Origin of the sequence: Magnetovibrio blakemorei (genome assembly GCF_001746755.1) — a bacterium.
GTDB lineage: Bacteria > Pseudomonadota > Alphaproteobacteria > Rhodospirillales > Magnetovibrionaceae > Magnetovibrio > Magnetovibrio blakemorei.
The window spans coordinates 102,879-119,493 of record NZ_MCGG01000008.1 but is presented as its reverse complement, the minus strand read 5'-3'; the positions used below and the strand labels follow the sequence as shown (position 1 = coordinate 119,493).

General features: G+C 53.9%; 16 protein-coding genes and 1 tRNA gene. 9 read left to right on the top strand and 8 right to left on the bottom strand.

Annotation, left to right across the window (positions count from 1 at the left end; all coding sequences use genetic code 11):
* The first annotated feature begins 1 nt into the window (after position 1).
* The 4 genes from argF (at position 2) to BEN30_RS02160 (ending at position 3,084) form a co-directional block, all read left to right on the top strand.
* Complete coding sequence (gene argF, locus BEN30_RS02175; protein ID WP_069956690.1) at positions 2 to 925, top strand: ornithine carbamoyltransferase; 924 nt, start codon at positions 2 to 4, stop codon at positions 923 to 925.
* Complete coding sequence (gene hslO, locus BEN30_RS02170; RefSeq protein WP_245648958.1) at positions 910 to 1,833, top strand: Hsp33 family molecular chaperone HslO; 924 nt, start codon at positions 910 to 912, stop codon at positions 1,831 to 1,833. The genes argF and hslO overlap by 16 nt, the downstream gene beginning before the upstream one ends.
* 54 nt (positions 1,834 to 1,887) lie before the next feature.
* A complete protein-coding gene (locus BEN30_RS02165) occupies positions 1,888 to 2,526 on the top strand; it encodes a hypothetical protein (RefSeq protein WP_069956688.1) in 639 nt (212 codons plus the stop codon).
* Positions 2,527 to 2,769: 243 nt separating this feature from the next.
* On the top strand, positions 2,770 to 3,084 hold the full coding sequence (locus BEN30_RS02160) for a hypothetical protein (protein ID WP_139134803.1): 315 nt from the start codon (positions 2,770 to 2,772) through the stop codon (positions 3,082 to 3,084).
* Between the two features lie 3 nt (positions 3,085 to 3,087).
* Here the strand turns inward: BEN30_RS02160 and BEN30_RS02155 are convergent, their stop codons facing one another.
* The 8 genes from BEN30_RS02155 to BEN30_RS02120 form a co-directional block, all read right to left on the bottom strand.
* Entirely contained in the window at positions 3,088 to 3,825 is a 738-nt protein-coding gene (locus BEN30_RS02155) for a sulfite exporter TauE/SafE family protein (RefSeq protein ID WP_069956686.1), read from the bottom strand.
* 98 nt (positions 3,826 to 3,923) lie between these two features.
* Positions 3,924 to 5,372, bottom strand: coding sequence for a TrkH family potassium uptake protein (locus BEN30_RS02150; protein WP_069956685.1), 1,449 nt, complete (start codon positions 5,370 to 5,372; stop codon positions 3,924 to 3,926).
* A 135-nt stretch (positions 5,373 to 5,507) separates the two neighbouring features.
* Positions 5,508 to 6,143, bottom strand: a complete 636-nt coding sequence (gene folE, locus BEN30_RS02145; RefSeq protein ID WP_084004917.1) for a GTP cyclohydrolase I FolE — start codon at positions 6,141 to 6,143, stop codon at positions 5,508 to 5,510.
* Positions 6,144 to 6,296: 153 nt separating this feature from the next.
* Positions 6,297 to 6,719 (bottom strand): Co2+/Mg2+ efflux protein ApaG, encoded by a 423-nt coding sequence (gene apaG, locus BEN30_RS02140; protein WP_069956684.1) that lies wholly within the window; start codon positions 6,717 to 6,719, stop codon positions 6,297 to 6,299.
* 384 nt (positions 6,720 to 7,103) lie between these two features.
* Positions 7,104 to 8,714, bottom strand: coding sequence for a flagellin (locus BEN30_RS02135; protein WP_069956683.1), 1,611 nt, complete (start codon positions 8,712 to 8,714; stop codon positions 7,104 to 7,106).
* The gene (locus BEN30_RS02130; RefSeq protein ID WP_069956682.1) at positions 8,711 to 9,271 is read right to left on the bottom strand and encodes a flagellin; all 561 of its coding nucleotides are present in this window, start codon (positions 9,269 to 9,271) and stop codon (positions 8,711 to 8,713) included. Before BEN30_RS02130 ends, BEN30_RS02135 begins: the two co-directional genes overlap by 4 nt.
* 337 nt (positions 9,272 to 9,608) lie before the next feature.
* On the bottom strand, positions 9,609 to 10,568 hold the full coding sequence (locus tag BEN30_RS02125; protein WP_069956681.1) for a radical SAM protein: 960 nt from the start codon (positions 10,566 to 10,568) through the stop codon (positions 9,609 to 9,611).
* Positions 10,569 to 10,646: 78 nt separating this feature from the next.
* Entirely contained in the window at positions 10,647 to 12,842 is a 2,196-nt protein-coding gene (locus tag BEN30_RS02120; RefSeq protein ID WP_170826934.1) for an ATP-binding protein, read from the bottom strand.
* 215 nt (positions 12,843 to 13,057) lie between these two features.
* On the opposite strand from BEN30_RS02120, the gene BEN30_RS02115 reads away from it, so the two are divergent.
* From BEN30_RS02115 to BEN30_RS02100, 5 genes are all read left to right on the top strand, one after another.
* A tRNA-Gly gene (locus tag BEN30_RS02115) sits at positions 13,058 to 13,131 on the top strand.
* Positions 13,132 to 13,322: 191 nt separating this feature from the next.
* Positions 13,323 to 14,525 (top strand): tyrosine-type recombinase/integrase, encoded by a 1,203-nt coding sequence (locus BEN30_RS02110; protein WP_069956679.1) that lies wholly within the window; start codon positions 13,323 to 13,325, stop codon positions 14,523 to 14,525.
* A gap of 157 nt (positions 14,526 to 14,682) precedes the next feature.
* Complete coding sequence (locus tag BEN30_RS17650) at positions 14,683 to 14,922, top strand: helix-turn-helix transcriptional regulator (RefSeq protein WP_084004916.1); 240 nt, start codon at positions 14,683 to 14,685, stop codon at positions 14,920 to 14,922.
* The gene (locus BEN30_RS02105) at positions 14,870 to 15,532 is read left to right on the top strand and encodes a helix-turn-helix domain-containing protein (RefSeq protein WP_084004915.1); all 663 of its coding nucleotides are present in this window, start codon (positions 14,870 to 14,872) and stop codon (positions 15,530 to 15,532) included. The genes BEN30_RS17650 and BEN30_RS02105 overlap by 53 nt, the downstream gene beginning before the upstream one ends.
* 192 nt (positions 15,533 to 15,724) lie before the next feature.
* Positions 15,725 to 16,609, top strand: coding sequence for a hypothetical protein (locus BEN30_RS02100; protein ID WP_139134802.1), 885 nt, complete (start codon positions 15,725 to 15,727; stop codon positions 16,607 to 16,609).
* The last annotated feature ends 6 nt before the right edge of the window (positions 16,610 to 16,615 follow it).

Genomic DNA, 16,615 nt, shown 5'->3' with positions numbered 1-16,615 from the left:
TATGTCGGCTCCGAAGCATTTTTTGGACTTACACAAGGTGGACGCTCAGACGTTGCGCGCCATTTTGGATCTCGGCTCGGCCATTAAGGCGGGCGGGCACATGGCCAAGCCGGGCGTCAGCGATACGCGCTTGCTCAGCGGCAAAACCTTGGCGATGATTTTCGAAAAACCATCCACGCGCACCCGCGTGTCGTTCGAAGTCGGCATGATGCAACTGGGCGGCCACGTGGTGGTGATGGACGACAACGGCAGCCAATTGGGCCGCGGCGAAACCGTGGCGGACACCGCGCGCGTGCTGTCGCGCTATGTGGATGCCATCATGATCCGCACCGACGATCCGGCCAAGTTGGATGAATTGGCCAGCCATGCCTCGGTTCCGGTGATCAATGGCTTGACCGACGACAGTCACCCTTGCCAGTTGATGGCCGATATCATGACCTATGAAGAACAGCGCGGCTCAATCAAGGGCCGCAAGGTCGTTTGGTGCGGCGACGGCAACAATATGGCAGCGAGCTTTGTGCATGCCGCCCAGCGTTTTGAGTTTTCGCTGGTCCTGGCTGTGCCGAAAGACCTGAGTGTGCGCCCCGACGTGTTGGCGTGGGCGAAAGCCCAAGGGGCCGATATCTCGGTCACCCAGAACGCCGATGAAGCGTGCCAGGGGGCGGACTTGATCGTTACCGACACGTGGGTGTCCATGGGCGACAAAGATGCCGATAAACGCCACAAGTTGCTGCAGCCCTATCAGGTGGATGGACGGCGTATGGCTTTGGCGAAGGCAGACGCCTTGTTCATGCACTGCCTGCCCGCACACCGTGAAGAAGAAGCCACGGCAGAGGTTCTGGACGGTCCGCAATCGGTCATCTGGGACGAAGCGGAAAACCGCCTGCATGCGCAAAAGGGCATCTTGGCGTGGTGCATGGGTTGAGCCTCAATTCCCCAAATTTCGACATGGCCCAGACCTTTCAAATCGAAGGTGTGGATGTGCGCGGGCGGTTGGTGCGTTTAAGTGCGAGCTTGGACGCCGTGCTGGATGCCCACGGCTATCCGGAAGCCGTCTCAAGGATGCTGGCGCAAACCCTAACCTTGGCGGTGACTTTGGCCAGCGCCTTGAAGTATGAGGGCATCTTTACCCTGCAGACGCAAAGCGATGGGCCGATTTCGTTGCTGGTGGCCGATATCACCTCTGACGGTGCGGTGCGCGGTTATGCCCGCTTTGATGAAGCCCGCTTGGCGGAGGCGGTGAAGGCGGACGGGGCCGAAGTGCCGCGGTTGTTGGGTGCCGGGCATTTGGCGTTCACCGTCGATCAGGGGCAAGATATGGAGCGCTACCAAGGCATCGCAGCCCTGGAAGGCGCCACTTTGGCGGAATGCACCCACCATTATTTCCGCAACTCAGAACAGCTGGAAACGGCTATATCCTTGTCGGTGCGCTTTGATGGGGAAGCGCGACACATGCGCGCCGGGGCAATGATGGTGCAACGGATGCCGCATCAAAAAAATGCCGACGAGGCCGAGTCTGAAGATGGCTGGCGGCGCGCGGTGGCGCTTTTGGCCAGTTTGAGCGAGAGCGAATTGCTGGACCCATCCTTGGATTCGGACGCCTTGCTGTTTCGCCTGTATCACGAAGACGGCGTGCGCGTGCAGCCGCCGCAGCCCGTGTTTCACCGCTGTCGCTGTTCGCGGGAAAAAGTCGCCACCACCTTAAAATCATTTCCTCGTGCCGAAATCACCGACGATAACGGCGTATCTCAGGTGGTGTGTGAGTTCTGCAAAGCCGATTACACATTTGCCGCCGCCGATTTGGACGCGCTCTTTGACGGCGGGGATGCTTAAAAGTGTATTTTGTGCACAGCGCGTCTTGAAGTGTTCACAATCAAGGCCCATCATATGATCATGAAAACACATCGTCAGGTTTTGAAGTCCGTGCGTGCCGCCCTCCTCATTGTCGTGGGCACTTGTGTGTTGGCCGCGTGCGCCAGTGAGGCCCCCCTCGCGGGTCCGGTGCCCAAAATTGGGTTTGCCCATTTGGGCACCATTCCGTTGAATGTTGACCGCATTGGCGTCAGTTCCACCTATCAAAGCCCGATGAAGGCACCCAACGCCGAACAACGGTTTCCCACCTCGCCCGCGCAGGCCATGAAAATTTGGGCGGGCAGCCGTCTGCAAGCCGTCGGCGGGGCAGGCAGCCCGGCCACCGCCCAGTTTGTCATCGAAGACGCCAGCGTCATCGAAACCAAGTTGGAAAAAACAAAAGGCTTTAAAGGCATGTTCACCTACGAGCCAACCGCGCGCTATGACGCCCATGCGGTGGCTCACCTGAGCGTTCAAGAAGCTCCAGGTGGGGTGAGCGGGATCGCCAGTGGCGAGATCCGGGTCAGCGCCACGCGCTCCGTCGAAGTGCGTGAAAACGCCACCTTGGGGGAGCGGGAAAAGGCTTGGTTTGAAATGATTGAAGCGCTGATGGCGGACTTCAACAGCCAGATGGAAACGCAAATCCACGCCCATCTGCAACGCTGGATGAGATGAAATCGGCTGATTTCTCTACTTGAGGCAATCCAGAAAACTCTGCATCCTGTTGATTTTTATTGTCTATAAAATTTTCTTATGGGTTGTCCAAAAGAATAAGGGTGGTGTTTGGAGGGCTTCTCGCAGGTTCTGGGCAGGATTCTGGGCAGGTTTCTGGGCGAGGCATCACAATAGCTTCATGAAGTTGTCGGACTGACGCCATTTTTGCGGGCTAAGACAAGCTCAGCAAAAAGGAGTGTCAGCGTGATGAAACCCAACAGCATAAACCATCTCAAAAAACGGTCGTTTGAACAGCTTTTCGCCCTGGTTCAAGACGGCCAAATTCCCCTGTCCATCGTTTTGTGGAACAAGCATATGAGCCGCTTTGAGGGCTGTGTTTGTGAAACCAAGATGTTGGACCGGACCTTGTGCGGCTTTTGTTTGCTCAGTCGATTGCAGAGCCAAGGCCTGTCCCAGTCCAGCCCCGAGACCACCGCTCCGTATTTGGACGCGGCCCAAAGCATTTCGTGTTATTTGGGCTTGCAGCGCAATGCGGGGGCAAGACTGGCGGCGGAATAACGCTTAAGCCGCGAACAGTTGCGCCAGTTGGGTTTGGTACATGGTGAAGATGCCCAATCCAACAGTGGAGAGCCCGGTGGTGGCTTGAATGCCCCGGTTGGCCCAGGTGAGAAAGCGTGCGGAAAAGGCGATGGGAACGGCGATGATGGCGCTGAGCGCCGCCATGCCGAGGATTGAGCCCGCGCCAAACAACATCACATAGGTAAAGCCAATGGGGACGCTGGGCGCGGTGGTGGCGGCCAGCACCAACAACGCCGCCGACCCGGCCATGCCATGCATCATGCCAACGATCAGGGCGCGGAGGGGAAAGGCTTTGTGGTCGTGATCGTGTTCCGATCGGGTGTGAGCCTTGGCCTCGCCCGCGTGGCTGTGGGCGTGAAAATGCGCAATTTCGCCGCTGGTCTTGAGGGGCGTGTGTTGAGAGTGCTTATGGATGTGAAAATGCACGCGGTCACGGATCAAACGGTAAAGGATGTGTCCGCCCAGGCCCACCAACATGACACCCACAAAAAACTCCAGCCAACCGGCGAGATTGCCCTGAAGGCTCAATCCCAGCACCAGCGCCACGCCGGCAAAGACCATCAGGGTGAGGGTGTGACCCAAACCCCACACCGCCCCGGTGCGCACGATTTGCGCCAACGACGTTTGACGCGATGCCAAGGACGACACCGCTGCAATGTGATCGGCTTCCAAGGCGTGGCTCATGCCCATCAAAACAGCAAGGGTCAAAAAGGAAAGCATAGGCAACGTGTCCTTATCTCAGGCTCGAAACGAAGCCTGTTCCAAGGTGAGCCAATCAACATTATTTTGCAACGCACAAAAAGGACCATAAACGGTCCTCAGCCGCGCCAGAAGGTCCGCGAAAACAGCACCAGAATGGTGAACAGTTCAAGTCGGCCCAACAGCATACCGGCAGACAACATCCACTTTGCGGCATCGGGCAGGCTTTGAAAGGTGCCCGAAGGCCCAACAATGGGGCCCAAACCCGGCCCCACGTTTGAGATCGCCGTCGCCGCACTGGACACCGCCGTCATAAAGTCCAGGCCCAGCATGCCCAAACCCAGGGCCAAAAAGGCGAACGACAAGGCAAAGACAAAAAAGAATGTCAGCACTGACATGATGACTTCGTCGGGAATGGGACGGTGATTGTAGTAGGGAATAAAAACGCCGTGGGGCTGTAAAAGGTGACGCACCTGGACCCGTGCTGCGGCGTACAACACCTGGAAGCGGAAAATTTTAATGCCGCACGTGGTTGACCCCGCACAGCCGCCAATAAACATGATGAAAAAGAAAATGGGCAACGCAAAGGTGCCCCATAAACCGTAATCGTGGTTGGTGTAGCCCGTTCCGGTCATGACCGACACCACGTTAAAGGCTGAATAGCGCAGCGCCGTGGCGGGTTCCATACCGGTTTCAAACCACAAAAGTGCAGCCACCACCAAAACGATGGCCGTCGCGATGGTCAAATAGCCACGCACCTGTTCGTCGCGCCACAACTGCATGGGTTTGCCGCGGATCACTTGCAAAAACAGCAAAAACGGCATCCCGCCCACCAGCATGCCCAAGGTGGTGATGATGTCGATGGCCCAACTGTCGAAATGCCCGACCGAAGCGTCCGAGGTGGAATAGCCTCCGGTTGAAATGGTGGTCATGGAATGCACCACGGCTTCGAACGGGGTCATGCCCGCCCACCATAACAAAACGATCCAGATGAGCGTCAGGGCGGCGTAAATCAGCACCAGCGCCAGGGAGATTTGCGCCGCGCGGGGCAACACCTTTTCGCCCGTATCAAAGGCTTCAACCTTAAACATTTGCATGCCGCCAACGCCCATCATCGGCATCACCGCGATGGCCATGACCACAATCCCCAAGCCGCCCAACCATTGCAAAATACCCCGCCACAGCAAAATTCCGGGCGGTGCGCCGTCCAGCCCGGTGATCACCGTCGAGCCGGTGGTGGTGATGCCGGACATGGCTTCAAAAAAGGCGTCGGTGTAGCTGAGCTTCAGTTCCGAAAACATGAACGGCAAGGCGGCGAAGACGGTCAGCACCAGCCAGCTCAGCGCGGTCATGACAAACGCTTGGCGGACGTTGAGCTTGATCCGTCCGGTCGAACTGGTGAGGGTTAACGACACCCCGACAAACAACGTCAACCCCGACGAGACGGCAAAAACCTGCCAATCGGGATTGCCGCGCATGGCATCCACCAAGGCCGGGATGCACATGCCAACCGACAAGGTCGCCAGCAAAATCCCCAAAATCATCATTACGGGTCGAATATCCATCATGTGCGGGGGACCAAGCCTTTGTTCATTTTGCGTTGCCAGGATACATCGCGAGGGCATCCGCATACTAAAGCCATGCGCGGATGGGCACAATCTTCATGGCTTTGCATGTTTGGTCAAGGGTAATGAGGGGCTTTCTTAGACCATTTCAAACGCTGATCCGGACGGATTGGACACCATCGACAAAAATTCACGCCGGGTGCGGTCGTTTTCCCGGAAAGCGCCCAGCATTTTCGACGTGATCATCGATACGCCCGGCTTGTGCACACCGCGACACGTCATGCACTGGTGCGAGGCTTCAATGACCACGGCGACGCCGTCGGGTTGCAAAACGTCGTTGATGGCGTTGGCGATCTGAGCGGTCATTTTTTCTTGGATTTGCAGGCGCTGGGCGTAAATTTCGACCACCCGAGCCAGTTTAGAGATGCCGACCACACGGCTTTTCGGCAAATATGCCACATGAGCCTTGCCGATGATGGGGGCCATATGATGTTCGCAATGGCTTTCAAAGCGGATGTCTTTGAGCAGCACCATCTCGTCATAGCCTTCAACTTCTTCGAAGGTGCGCTCAAGAATTTCCTGCGGATCGGCGTTGTAACCTTGGAAGTATTCTTCAAACGCCCGGACCACGCGCGCCGGGGTGTCCAGCAGGCCTTCGCGGTCAGGGTTGTCGCCAGCCCATTGAATGAGGGTGCGCACAGCCTGTTCGGCTTCGGTGCGGTCGGGACGCGATGCGCCATCTGTAACGATGGTCAGCGGCTTGTGATTGGCCAATGGTGTTGTCCTTATTCTGGTGTCGGGCTTTGGCAACCCGGCGTCTTAACCCATATGGGGGCCAGTGAGACGTGTTCAAGTAAGAGTTATTCTAAAACAGGCGATCAAATGTCTTGAATTTGGGCCAGCAGTACAAAGAATTGCGGGGCCGATTTAGTTCAGTAGGCGGCGCTGATACGGACAGTCGAGCGAAAATGCCGGAATGGTGGCTTCAAAAACGGTGCCCGTTTCATCTTCCATCACGTAATGGCCGCGCATAATGCCGGACGGTGTGCTCAGCGGGGTGCCGCTGGTGTATTCGAAGCTTTGCCCAGACGACAAGAACGGTTGTTCGCCAATGACGCCCGCGCCGGAAACTTCCTGCACCTTGCCCATTTCGTCGGTGATGTGCCAATAGCGACTTTTCAGCTGTACGGTCTGTGGGCCCTGGTTTTCGATGCGCACATGATAGGCCCACACATAGCGATGGTCTTCCGGATCACTTTGATCATCCAAGAATTCCGGTTCCACCGTTACGGTGATGGACCGCGTGGTCAGGGCATATACACCAACAGGAACAGAGGCAAGGTGCTCCATAATAGGCTCTCTCTTGATCTTAGCTCCACCGGGCGCAACGCATGTGCGCGGAGCACATTATAAACATTCAACATCTATTATCTGGGCCTTTTATGTTCATTGTCCAGAGCTGATCGCTAATATATTAGAGTTTCCTCAATTAAATTGATGAACAGGAGGCCCCGCCCAAAACGCAGAATTTTGCGCAATGGGGGTGATTGAACGCCCCGAATTAGGACCCCAAAAACGACTCTGGATGCGGTTTCATATACCTGGTGGGTTGGGCATGTTTGCCCACTTCCGGAAGTGCAACCTATTGAAAAAAATCAGGTTCCCGTTGGCCTTCTTTTAGGCGAATAAATAAATTTGCTTTGACCGTTTGTGTCTGATTTCTGTTCCGGATAACTAGCGGAATAGTTTGAGAATGCTCTGCGTCGCCTGACCAAGAAATGATAATGCATTCACACCGAGTTGAGAGCGCGTTTGAAGGGCCAACAGATTTGCACCTTCTTCATTAATATCTGCCAAAACAAGTTTGCCAGCACCACTTTTTAGGGTGTTCGTATATTTATCAGCGAAGTCATTGCGTATCTGGAGCAGGTTGAAGTTGACGCCAAAACCTGCCGATTTTGAACGGGTGGTCGAGATCGCGTCATTGAGGTCTGACAATGCCGCTTCCCGACCCGCGCTGGTGCTGAAGTCCTGGTAGTACCAAGCTTGGGCGACCCCCAAACCTTGTTTGTTCATCGTTAGGGTCTGTTCTTTTCCACCGATGGTGGCCGTGACGACACCTGTCGTATAATTCACAGAAGAGACGGCGCCACTTGCGATAACGCCTGCGGTAACGCCAAGTGAATAACGCTGGGCAAAAATGCCTTTTCCTGCTCCATCCGTTGCGTTGGTGTCTTCCCATGTGACGATAAAGCCGCCACCGTTGTCGACGGAGGCGATTGCAGGCAACCACTGATCAGCCGTTTCCGTCGTATTGATTTGGAACTCGGCCCCATCTGTATTGCCGCTGGAATCAAAACGCTGCCCAGCGACACCCCATCCGCCGGAATCCAAATTTTGTGCCGCATAAACGGCAATGAAACCGCCATCGTTCATGGCAGCCGTTCGCACATAGTCCTGCTGGCCAGCGGTCGTTGTGGCGTTGACCTGAAACTCATTGCCCACCGTATTGCCAGAAGAATCATAGATTTGTCCAAATACACCGAGCGAATTTCCATCGGCCCCACCGACATCGGTATAGGTGACGACAAATCCACCGGAGGACAATGGTTGAATATCCCATGGATACTGGTCGCTTGCAGTGGTCGTATTGACCTGGAATTGGCCGCCTTGGGCAACGCCACTGGCATCATACCTCTGGGCAAAGGTGCCTCGTCCATTTCCGTCTAAAGCATTTGCATCAGTCCATGTGATCACATATCCGCCGCCCGTGAGACCCGTAACAAACGTCCGATCCTGAGCACCAGCCGTCGCCGTGTTCACGGTAAACTTGGCGGCCATGGCAGAACCGCTGGAATCATACTGGCGGGCTATGATGTCGCCGCCGTCGACCCATGAGATAACAAAATTTCCATCGGCAGTCGCACCGATGGAAGGATCGGTTGCCGTTGTCGTACCGGATGCGGAGACAATTTCACCACCCACTGTGTTGCCGCTTGCATCAAACACCTGGGCATTGATACGGGTTACACCCGTGAAGTCTTCCCATGAGACAGCAAATCCTCCACCGCTGAGTGCGACGACGGAGGGTTTTTGTTGCGTTATAGCAACGGAGGTGTTGACGACAAATTCACCTCCAACAGCGTTACCACTGTTGTCATAGATCTGTGCCAGAACCCCAATGCCGCTTGTATCAACACCGCTGTCATCAACCCAGACCACAACCGAGCCACCGCCAGTTAGCCCCGCAACTTTGGGGTCATGCTGGTTACCTGTCGTTGTGGTGTTGACTTGAAACTCCCCACCATCGGCATTGATCGGACCGGTGCCACCAGAGGCGTTCATGCTATCGCCCGCCGTGTTCGGCAACAGCTTCGATGATCCGTTAGATAAATAGTAGCTGGAACCCAAGTAGTTGCCATTGATGACAACTTTGCTGTTCGTTTTCTCACTGAAATCAACTGTGTGGGAGGACGTTTTGACCGTTTCACCGAGGGGGGGCGTGTTAGCCAATTAAATGTGCCTTGATAGGACGCATCACCAATAAGAAGGTTGATCTGGTTGATCATTTCGTCGAATTGAGTGGTGTCAGCGCCATCAGAATCTGTGGCGGCAAGAACGACACCCTTCATCTGCTTCAAAACTGTGGTGACAGAACTTAACGCCTCTTGCGTCGCCAGGATCAGACTGATGGCTTGGTCTATGTCACTCATGCGCTCCACAAAGTCGGCAGAGCGATCTGATAAGGATTTTGATTTGTAATAAGCTTCGGCGCCATCAATGGCACCTTCAATTTTCAAGCCTGTCGCAAGTCGATTTTGCGTGCGTTCCTGAAGACCCGTTGTCTGCTTCAGGGCGAGCAACGCTTTTCGTTCAGCACCGTTCAATGAAATATTCGACATGTCCGCGCCAGCAATTCATACTGAAGTTAAGCGTCAAATGCATGCCCACGTATCTGAATATACGATCTATTTTTCGGAATTATGTAACCATAACGTTAATATGACTAATGGATTCTGTACCATGCATTGGTATGTGCGTCAAATGCTCATCGCTATACATGCCAGTTTAAAAATATCCATTCATTAAATTATTTGAATCACGTCTCGAACCTATTGAGAAGAATAAAAACGATGCCGATCATTTCCACTTACAGGCCTTGAAAATCGAGAAGAGTTTTGTAAGTCGCTTCCTTTCTGTTCCAGCACCAACTTCTCTTGAACGTTCAAAAGAAGCTTTTTAAATCACAGAACAAGAGGCCCCGCCCAAAACGCAGAATTTGGCGCAATGGGGGTGATTGAGCGCCACGGGCGTGTGAGCCTCGACCAAAAGCGCCCCCATATCGAAGCGCCGATCATAAGGCAGCAAGGTGCATGGCGCGATGCGCGGTCCGGCATCGCCTTTGTGCAGCACGACCATGCGGGACGTGGCACACATCATGGCGTCCGGGCGCACTTTCAAGAGGTCCCAGCAACGGGTGGTGATTTCGGGGACGTCGTCGGCCGCATCCATTTCGGGGAAAAGCACCAAACGCGCCGGGTCGCTGCAGTCAATAGACAAGCCCCATGCGTCGCACAACTGCTGATAGCCGCGTCGTGCCTGGTCCTCGGCTTCATTCCACAGGGTGCGCCCGGCGATGGAAACGGAAAAACCCTGCGCGGCAAGCCACTGGATGCCCTTTTCCATGGGGGCCCAAGTGCCTGCACCGCGTTCTTTTTCGTGGGCGCGTTGGGTGTAATGATCAACGGACACGCGGATTTTCACACCCGACATGACAAAACGATCCGCCAAAGCGGACAAGGCCGCGCGCTTTTGCCACATCGGTTTCATGGCATTGGTGAGCACCAAGGCGCTATGTCCGCGCTCCAACACGGCTTCGAGCATGTTGATGAGATCCCGGTTCATGAACGGTTCGCCCCCGGTAAAACCGATTTCGGGAACGTTTAAGCCTTCAGTGCGGATTTCTTCCAGATAGGCGAGCACATGATCCAGGCCCAGATAGGCCAAATCGTCGTTGCTGGGGCTTGAATCCATATAGCAATTGGCACAGGTGATGTTGCACAAGCTTCCGGTGTTAAACCACAAGGTTCTGAGCGCGCTGAGTGACACCGAAGCCCGCATTTCACCTGTCGCCGTGATCAACGGGTTTTGGAACTTTGCGGAATCCAGCGGTGTGTGGTCATGGGCACCTTCAGGCATGCAAAAACTTTCTCATGGTCTTGTGGGCAAAAAGGGGTGGTGAAACGGATGTGGGTTTCGTTTGGACGCTGGACAAGGTTACTCAGTAGATCCCAGTACGGTTCCTTGTGGATCTGACTGCGAGACCGTGCCAAATCCGCCCACCCGTACTGTGGACGGAAAGTGCAACGTGACCTGCGTGCCCACGTTGGGTTCGCTGGCCAGAGTCAATTTGCCACCGTGCAGTTCCATGATTTTTTGACTGTAGGTCAGCCCCAAACCGGTGCCTTGGTAACGCCGGGCAAGCACCGATCCATGGACTTGGCGAAACGGCTGCAAGGCAATTTTGATTTGTTCATCCGACATGCCAATGCCGGTATCCGTTATGGTGATGTCGCACCCCTGATCACCTGCTTCGCAGTTGTTGGTGATGGTGACAGAACCCTTTTCCATGAACTTAATCGAATTGCCGATGATGTTCAAAAAGACCTGTTTTAACCGCAAGGGGTCGAGAGTCAGTCTACTCATGCCATGCAGTTCATTGCGAATGGCAATGTCCTTTTCTTGGGCTTGAACACTCAAAATGGTGATCACGTCATCGACAATTTTACTGACATCGGTGGGTTCTTTGTAAAGGTCGAACTTGCCCGCTTCGATTTTGGCGATGTCCAATACGCTGTTGATCGTTTCCAAAAGCAGTCTGCCGCTGCGGGTGATCAAACTTGTGTAATCCTTGTAGGTTTCAGAAAGGGGACCTTTGATTTCAAACTGCATCATTTCCGCAAAGCCAATGATCGAATTCAGCGGAGTGCGCAACTCGTGGCTCATGGCGGCAAGGAAATCCGACTTGGCTTTGTTGGCCACCTCGGCTTGTTCTTTGGCTTCGATCAAATGGGTTTCCGCCTGTCGGCGCTCGGTCAGATCAAGCCCAAATGCCCAGTTTTGTTCACCACTGCTGATAAATCCCCACGAGATGTTTTTGTGAGAGCCATCTTTACACGTCACGATGGTTTCCATCGGCTCAATCTTTGAAAGGGTATCAATGGCATGGGCGACCCGGAGCTGCCATTCTTTTTCCAAGCGTTCACGATAGGCTTTATCTGGATAGGCAAGCGGCCACCATTGGGCAGCCGAGGGTACGTCTTCCAGCGTGTAGCCAAAAAGCCTGACAAAGGTCTCGTTGATGTATGCACCTTTTTGATCGATACCCGTCGACATATAAATGGCCAACGGGGACGTGTCGGTAATGGTTTTATACAATGCTCTGCTTTTGCGAAGGTCTTCTTCAGCTTGGCTGCGTTCTTCCTCTCGCCCCGTTTTTATGAGCTGAATAGCGCGCTGTCTGTTTTGCAGAAAAGCCATTCCCAAAGCCGAGGCCACCATCAGCAGCGCAGAAAAACCACCAAACAAAAAAACATTGCGCTCCCAATCGATAAAAACGATCGACATATTGCGGTTGACCGTCACCAACAGCGGCACGCTCGTGTGTACCTCTGCCGCTTGAATGGTACGCCAAGCGCTCATCCGCTTGTCCTTGGTTGTCCACGCCGTGCTGGCAAAAAAGCTATGGTCCTGACCGCTTTCAACGTGCTCCGTAAAGTGTGTGCCCGGTTTGGCCAGGTTCTTGCCGACCAAGTCCGCACGATTGGGCTCTTCAATGATGATGGTGCCTTCACCATGAATGATCGACGCCCGCATTTCCGGCAGATAAAGCACCGAATTGAGCAAGGTGCTAAAGTAGTCAGGGCTTAAGGTTGCGCTGACAACACCGATGAATTTTCCGGTCTCTTCGATAACCGCTTTGGATACGGTTATGGCAAAAATCCCAAGAACGGTCTTGAACGGGGGCGTTACGTACAAGACATCGGGATCGGCGCCTTTAAAGGGCGCTTGGAAATACGCGCGGCCAATGAAGTTCATGCCAATAACATTCTCGCGGTTGCTGGCGACAATTGTCCCGTCCACGTCTTGCGCGACGATTGTACGCACACCAATCATCGCATCGGTCATCGCCTTCATGTGAGAATTGAGAAGCTTGGTGGGAATTTTTTGATTTTTTACAGCGAGGAAGTCACCGCGGACGGCGTTCAACGCCGAATTCGTTGCGAGTAGCTGAACTTGAAGATTGTCATCGATGATTTTGGTTTGGTTGAGCAACAAAGCGCGTTGTTGATCATAAATGGCATCCCGCTCTATTTTTGCTTCCCAACCAAGCGGGATGGCAATGAGCAGCCACAGAAAACCAAGCGCCAACCACTGACGAGCGGTGGACTGGGGCTTTGTTGACTTTGGCAAATTTTGTGTTTCAGCGACGTGCATAATTTATTTTTGAAAATCGGGGGGGCAAGAGGGGGGGCAAGATTAGGTCTTTACATACAATTGTATCATACGCAAAAAATGGGGTGGTAGCCTATCAAAATCAAGGATTGGGCAAATGTCCAACGGGACGTATACGCCCCCTCACAACCCTCTTGCCGCCCATCACTGGGCCGAGTAATCTGCCCCAGTCTGCGGGTGTAGCTCAATGGTAGAGCAGAAGCTTCCCAAGCTTACGACGAGGGTTCGATTCCCTTCACCCGCTCCATACAAATTCCGCACAAAATATAAGATTTTGAGCCATTCCCGTGTTGCCGGGATATGCGACGTTGTGCCCGTTTTTGCCGTGTGGTAACTTACGTATTCACTTACTTTTAAGGGGGCCCATACCGCTTTTAAGTCGTGAGTTTCCGACTTATGTGACGAAGCCGCGTAAGTCTGACGTAAGAGGATTGGGGCATGGCACGTATCAAACTTACAAAGACGGTCGTCGAAAATCTGCCGACACCTGAACAGGCTCAAGCCTTCACCTGGGACTCTGTGCTCAAGGGGTTCGGCGTGCGGGTTTCGCGGGCTGGCGTCAAAACCTACGTTGCTCAGTTTAAGGTGCGCGGTGGCAAGGAACGCCGTATGGCGGTTGGGCGCTGTGATCGTGTGGCCTTGGATACGGCGCGCAGAGAAGCGAGCAAGTTGATCTCGGCGGCAGACTTAGGCGGTGATCCCGCGACTGAGCGTCGTGAGGCGAAAAACGTCAGTGAAGATCAGAACCCGTTGTTTAAGGATTTTGCGACGCGCTGGCTAGAAGACGTGGCGGCGCGCAAGAACCGCAATAGCACCCTTAAGCATCGCCGCCTGTTGCTCGACAATCATGTGCTGCCCCAATTGGGCAATAAGCGCCTGACGGAAATCACCCAGCGCCAAATCGAAGACATGCACCACAAGGTGTCGAAAAAATTCCCGGTGGCCGCAAACCGCACCGTGTCGCTGTGCTCGGCCATCTTCACCACGGCCATCCGTTGGGGGCTGGTGAGCGAGAACCCGGCGCTCGGCATTGAACGCAATGTCGAGCATGGTCGCGAGCGCTACCTGACGCTTGATGAGATCAAAATGCTGCAAACGGCGCTCGATGAAAGCCCGTCGCAAAATTCAGCCGATGTGGTGCGCGTCCTCATGCTCACCGGCGCACGCGTGGGTGAAGTGCTGTGCATGCGTTGGGATCATTTGGATTTGAAAGCGGGCGTGTGGGTGAAGCCCGCCGCGACCACGAAGCAAAACAAAATCCACCGCGTGCCACTCTCGCCGCCCGTGGTTGATCTGCTTAAAGCTCGGTTTAAGAAGCAACAGTCCGGCAAGAAGCGCGACAAATCGGAATGGGTGTTTCCCGGCAAAAGCCAGCAAGGCCACATGACCACAATCCGCACCTTCTGGGCTGCCGTCTGCAAACGCGCCAAAATCAAAGAAGTCCGCATCCACGACCTGCGCCACACCTTTGCGAGTTTGCTGGTGTCGTCAGGTGAAAGTCTGCCGGTGATTGGCGCACTGCTTGGTCACACGCAGGCTAAAACCACTTCGCGCTATGCGCACTTGTTGGATGATCCGCTCCGCCAAGCGTCCGAGCGACTCGCGATAATAGCGGTTGGTAGCCTAAAGAAAGACCAGTAACTCAAAAAAAGAGGAGGGAAATTGACAGGTTTATATATAAATCTATGCCTGCAAGAAGAACAAATCATGAACATTACTTCCGTTATAATTAGATAACATGTAAAATGAAAGGGTGAAGATTTGAACGTTTAGTTGATTGTCGGAGTCGTCTGAAGCAATGAATAGAATAAACGCGAAGCGCATCAATGGCACAATCAATTTTGGTAACTTGCTGACCCCACGGGAAGCAGCAACCCGCCTCTCAGTTTCTGTGCAAACACTTGCCCATTGGCGGGTACGTGGAGCAGGACCTGCGTTCATTTCATTATCTGCAAGGTGTATTCGGTATCCAGAATCAACTTTGGATGATTGGCTGGGCATGCGCTTGCAGTCCTCAACGGCAGAAAATGACAATTGATCAAGGAGGCATAAAGGTGAGCCTAGATGCGACATTGTGGGCCTGGAATCAGAAGGGGCTTACACCCGAGGAAAAGACTGTTTTGTTATCACTTGCTGATCGTGCAGGAGAAGAGCATACAGCTTGGCCGAGTGCGAAGAGGATAGCGCGGGATACAGAGTTGAGTGATCGACATGTTCGAAGTGTTATAGAACAGCTAGTTTTTAAGAAGAAGATACGACCTGTTGGATCTCATTTTTCAGGTGTTAAAATCTATCAATTGATCGGTGTGCTGGGACGTGAAAATGAGGTAGTGCCTACCACTGATAAAATGTCAGGGGTTAATGACAACAGGTTAGGGGAGGCTAATATTAAGTCATCTAAACCCCTCCTAGAAATTTCCCGTAAATCTAATACTCGCCTAACTCCCCCCACAGTTTTGCTCACACGGTCATGCCTCGATGAGGCAAGGCAAAGATTTCCTGGTTACGACATAGATAACTTGAAAGTGGCTTGGCAGGAGTTGTCTGCAAAAAACCAAGTGATTCCGAAAGATCCATGCAAATGCTTTTTAGCCTGGGTCAAAAGTTATGTAGAGAAGCGCCGCTTACCATATGGAGGAGAGTTATGAACGCACGGTTTTAAATGCTGTGGCGAGGCCCTGGTACTAGGGGCTTGCCAATCCGGCGGTCGGAGACTTCGTTCGTCGGACGGAAATGTCTTCATGCTTGTGGGGGGGACCATCTTTTGGCACAATCATGGCTGAATTCTGGCCTCATATGGGGAATGTCGGCTAATGTCGGCACACGAAGGAAGTCGAGTTATGGGCATGAGTAGGCTTGGTTGTTTTGCAGTGATTGTTTGTCTGTTCTGGGGGACCGTTGCCAACGCGGAGCCGCTGCGGGTCGTATACCCCGCCGAAGCAGGACGCGATACGGCAAACGCCTATCCTGTGCAGTTGCTGGAGCTGGCTCTCCGAAAGAGTGGCAAACCATACGAGATGCAGCCCTTTCAAGAATCAATGAACGAGGCTCGCGCCCGATCAATCCTTGAGGCTGGTGATGGTAACTTAACCGTAGCCTGGTTCGGCACATCAAGGGACTTCGAACAGCGTTTGCGTCCCGTTCGCATCCCCATGTATAGAGGCTTGCTCGGTCATCGCATATTTCTCATTAACAAAGCCAAGCAGCCTCTGTTCAGCGCCGTAAAAACGGTCGCCGATCTTCACCCGCTGTTGGCGTTGCAGGGACAGGGGTGGAGCGACGTCGAGATTCTCGCCGGTGCCGGGCTCAACGTGGACACTGCCCGTTACAATAATCTTTTTCCCATGCTGAACGGCGGGCGGGGTGACTACTTCCCCCGGGGGGTAACTGAGGCCTTCGCCGAACTGGAGCATTTCGGCCTGAACAACCCAAACCTTGCGGTGGAGGAAGAACTGACCCTGGTCTATCCCTTCGCCATGTTCTACTTCGTTTCACGCTCCGACGTGGCGCTTCACGACGCCATCCGTGACGGACTGGCCGCGGCTTTCGCGGACGGCTCGTTTCAGGCACTGTTTGAGAGCCACCCTGCGATCGCCGGGGCGCTCAAGAAGGTGCGGCTCAACCAACGGCGAAAACTGACCATCGACAACCTCCTGATGACACCAGAGACCCGGGCGATACCGGCAGAATATTGGTATGACGGTGGGCAGGCTGGGACCAAATGATGGATA

Bases quoted from the DNA above. Each gene is read 5' to 3' on its own strand.
- argF (WP_069956690.1), top strand. From the start codon at position 2: ATGTCGGCTCCGAAGCATTTTTTGGACTTACACAAGGTGGACGCTCAG.
- BEN30_RS02165 (WP_069956688.1), top strand. From the start codon at position 1,888: ATGATCATGAAAACACATCGTCAGGTTTTGAAGTCCGTGCGTGCCGCC.
- BEN30_RS02155 (WP_069956686.1), bottom strand. From the start codon at position 3,825: ATGCTTTCCTTTTTGACCCTTGCTGTTTTGATGGGCATGAGCCACGCC.
- BEN30_RS02150 (WP_069956685.1), bottom strand. From the start codon at position 5,372: ATGATGGATATTCGACCCGTAATGATGATTTTGGGGATTTTGCTGGCG.
- apaG (WP_069956684.1), bottom strand. From the start codon at position 6,719: ATGGAGCACCTTGCCTCTGTTCCTGTTGGTGTATATGCCCTGACCACG.
- BEN30_RS02135 (WP_069956683.1), bottom strand. From the start codon at position 8,714: ATGAACGCCTCTGGTGGCACCGGTCCGATCAATGCCGATGGTGGGGAG.
- BEN30_RS02130 (WP_069956682.1), bottom strand. From the start codon at position 9,271: ATGTCGAATATTTCATTGAACGGTGCTGAACGAAAAGCGTTGCTCGCC.
- BEN30_RS02125 (WP_069956681.1), bottom strand. From the start codon at position 10,568: ATGCCTGAAGGTGCCCATGACCACACACCGCTGGATTCCGCAAAGTTC.
- BEN30_RS02110 (WP_069956679.1), top strand. From the start codon at position 13,323: ATGGCACGTATCAAACTTACAAAGACGGTCGTCGAAAATCTGCCGACA.
- BEN30_RS17650 (WP_084004916.1), top strand. From the start codon at position 14,683: ATGAATAGAATAAACGCGAAGCGCATCAATGGCACAATCAATTTTGGT.
- BEN30_RS02105 (WP_084004915.1), top strand. From the start codon at position 14,870: ATGATTGGCTGGGCATGCGCTTGCAGTCCTCAACGGCAGAAAATGACA.
- BEN30_RS02100 (WP_139134802.1), top strand. From the start codon at position 15,725: ATGGGCATGAGTAGGCTTGGTTGTTTTGCAGTGATTGTTTGTCTGTTC.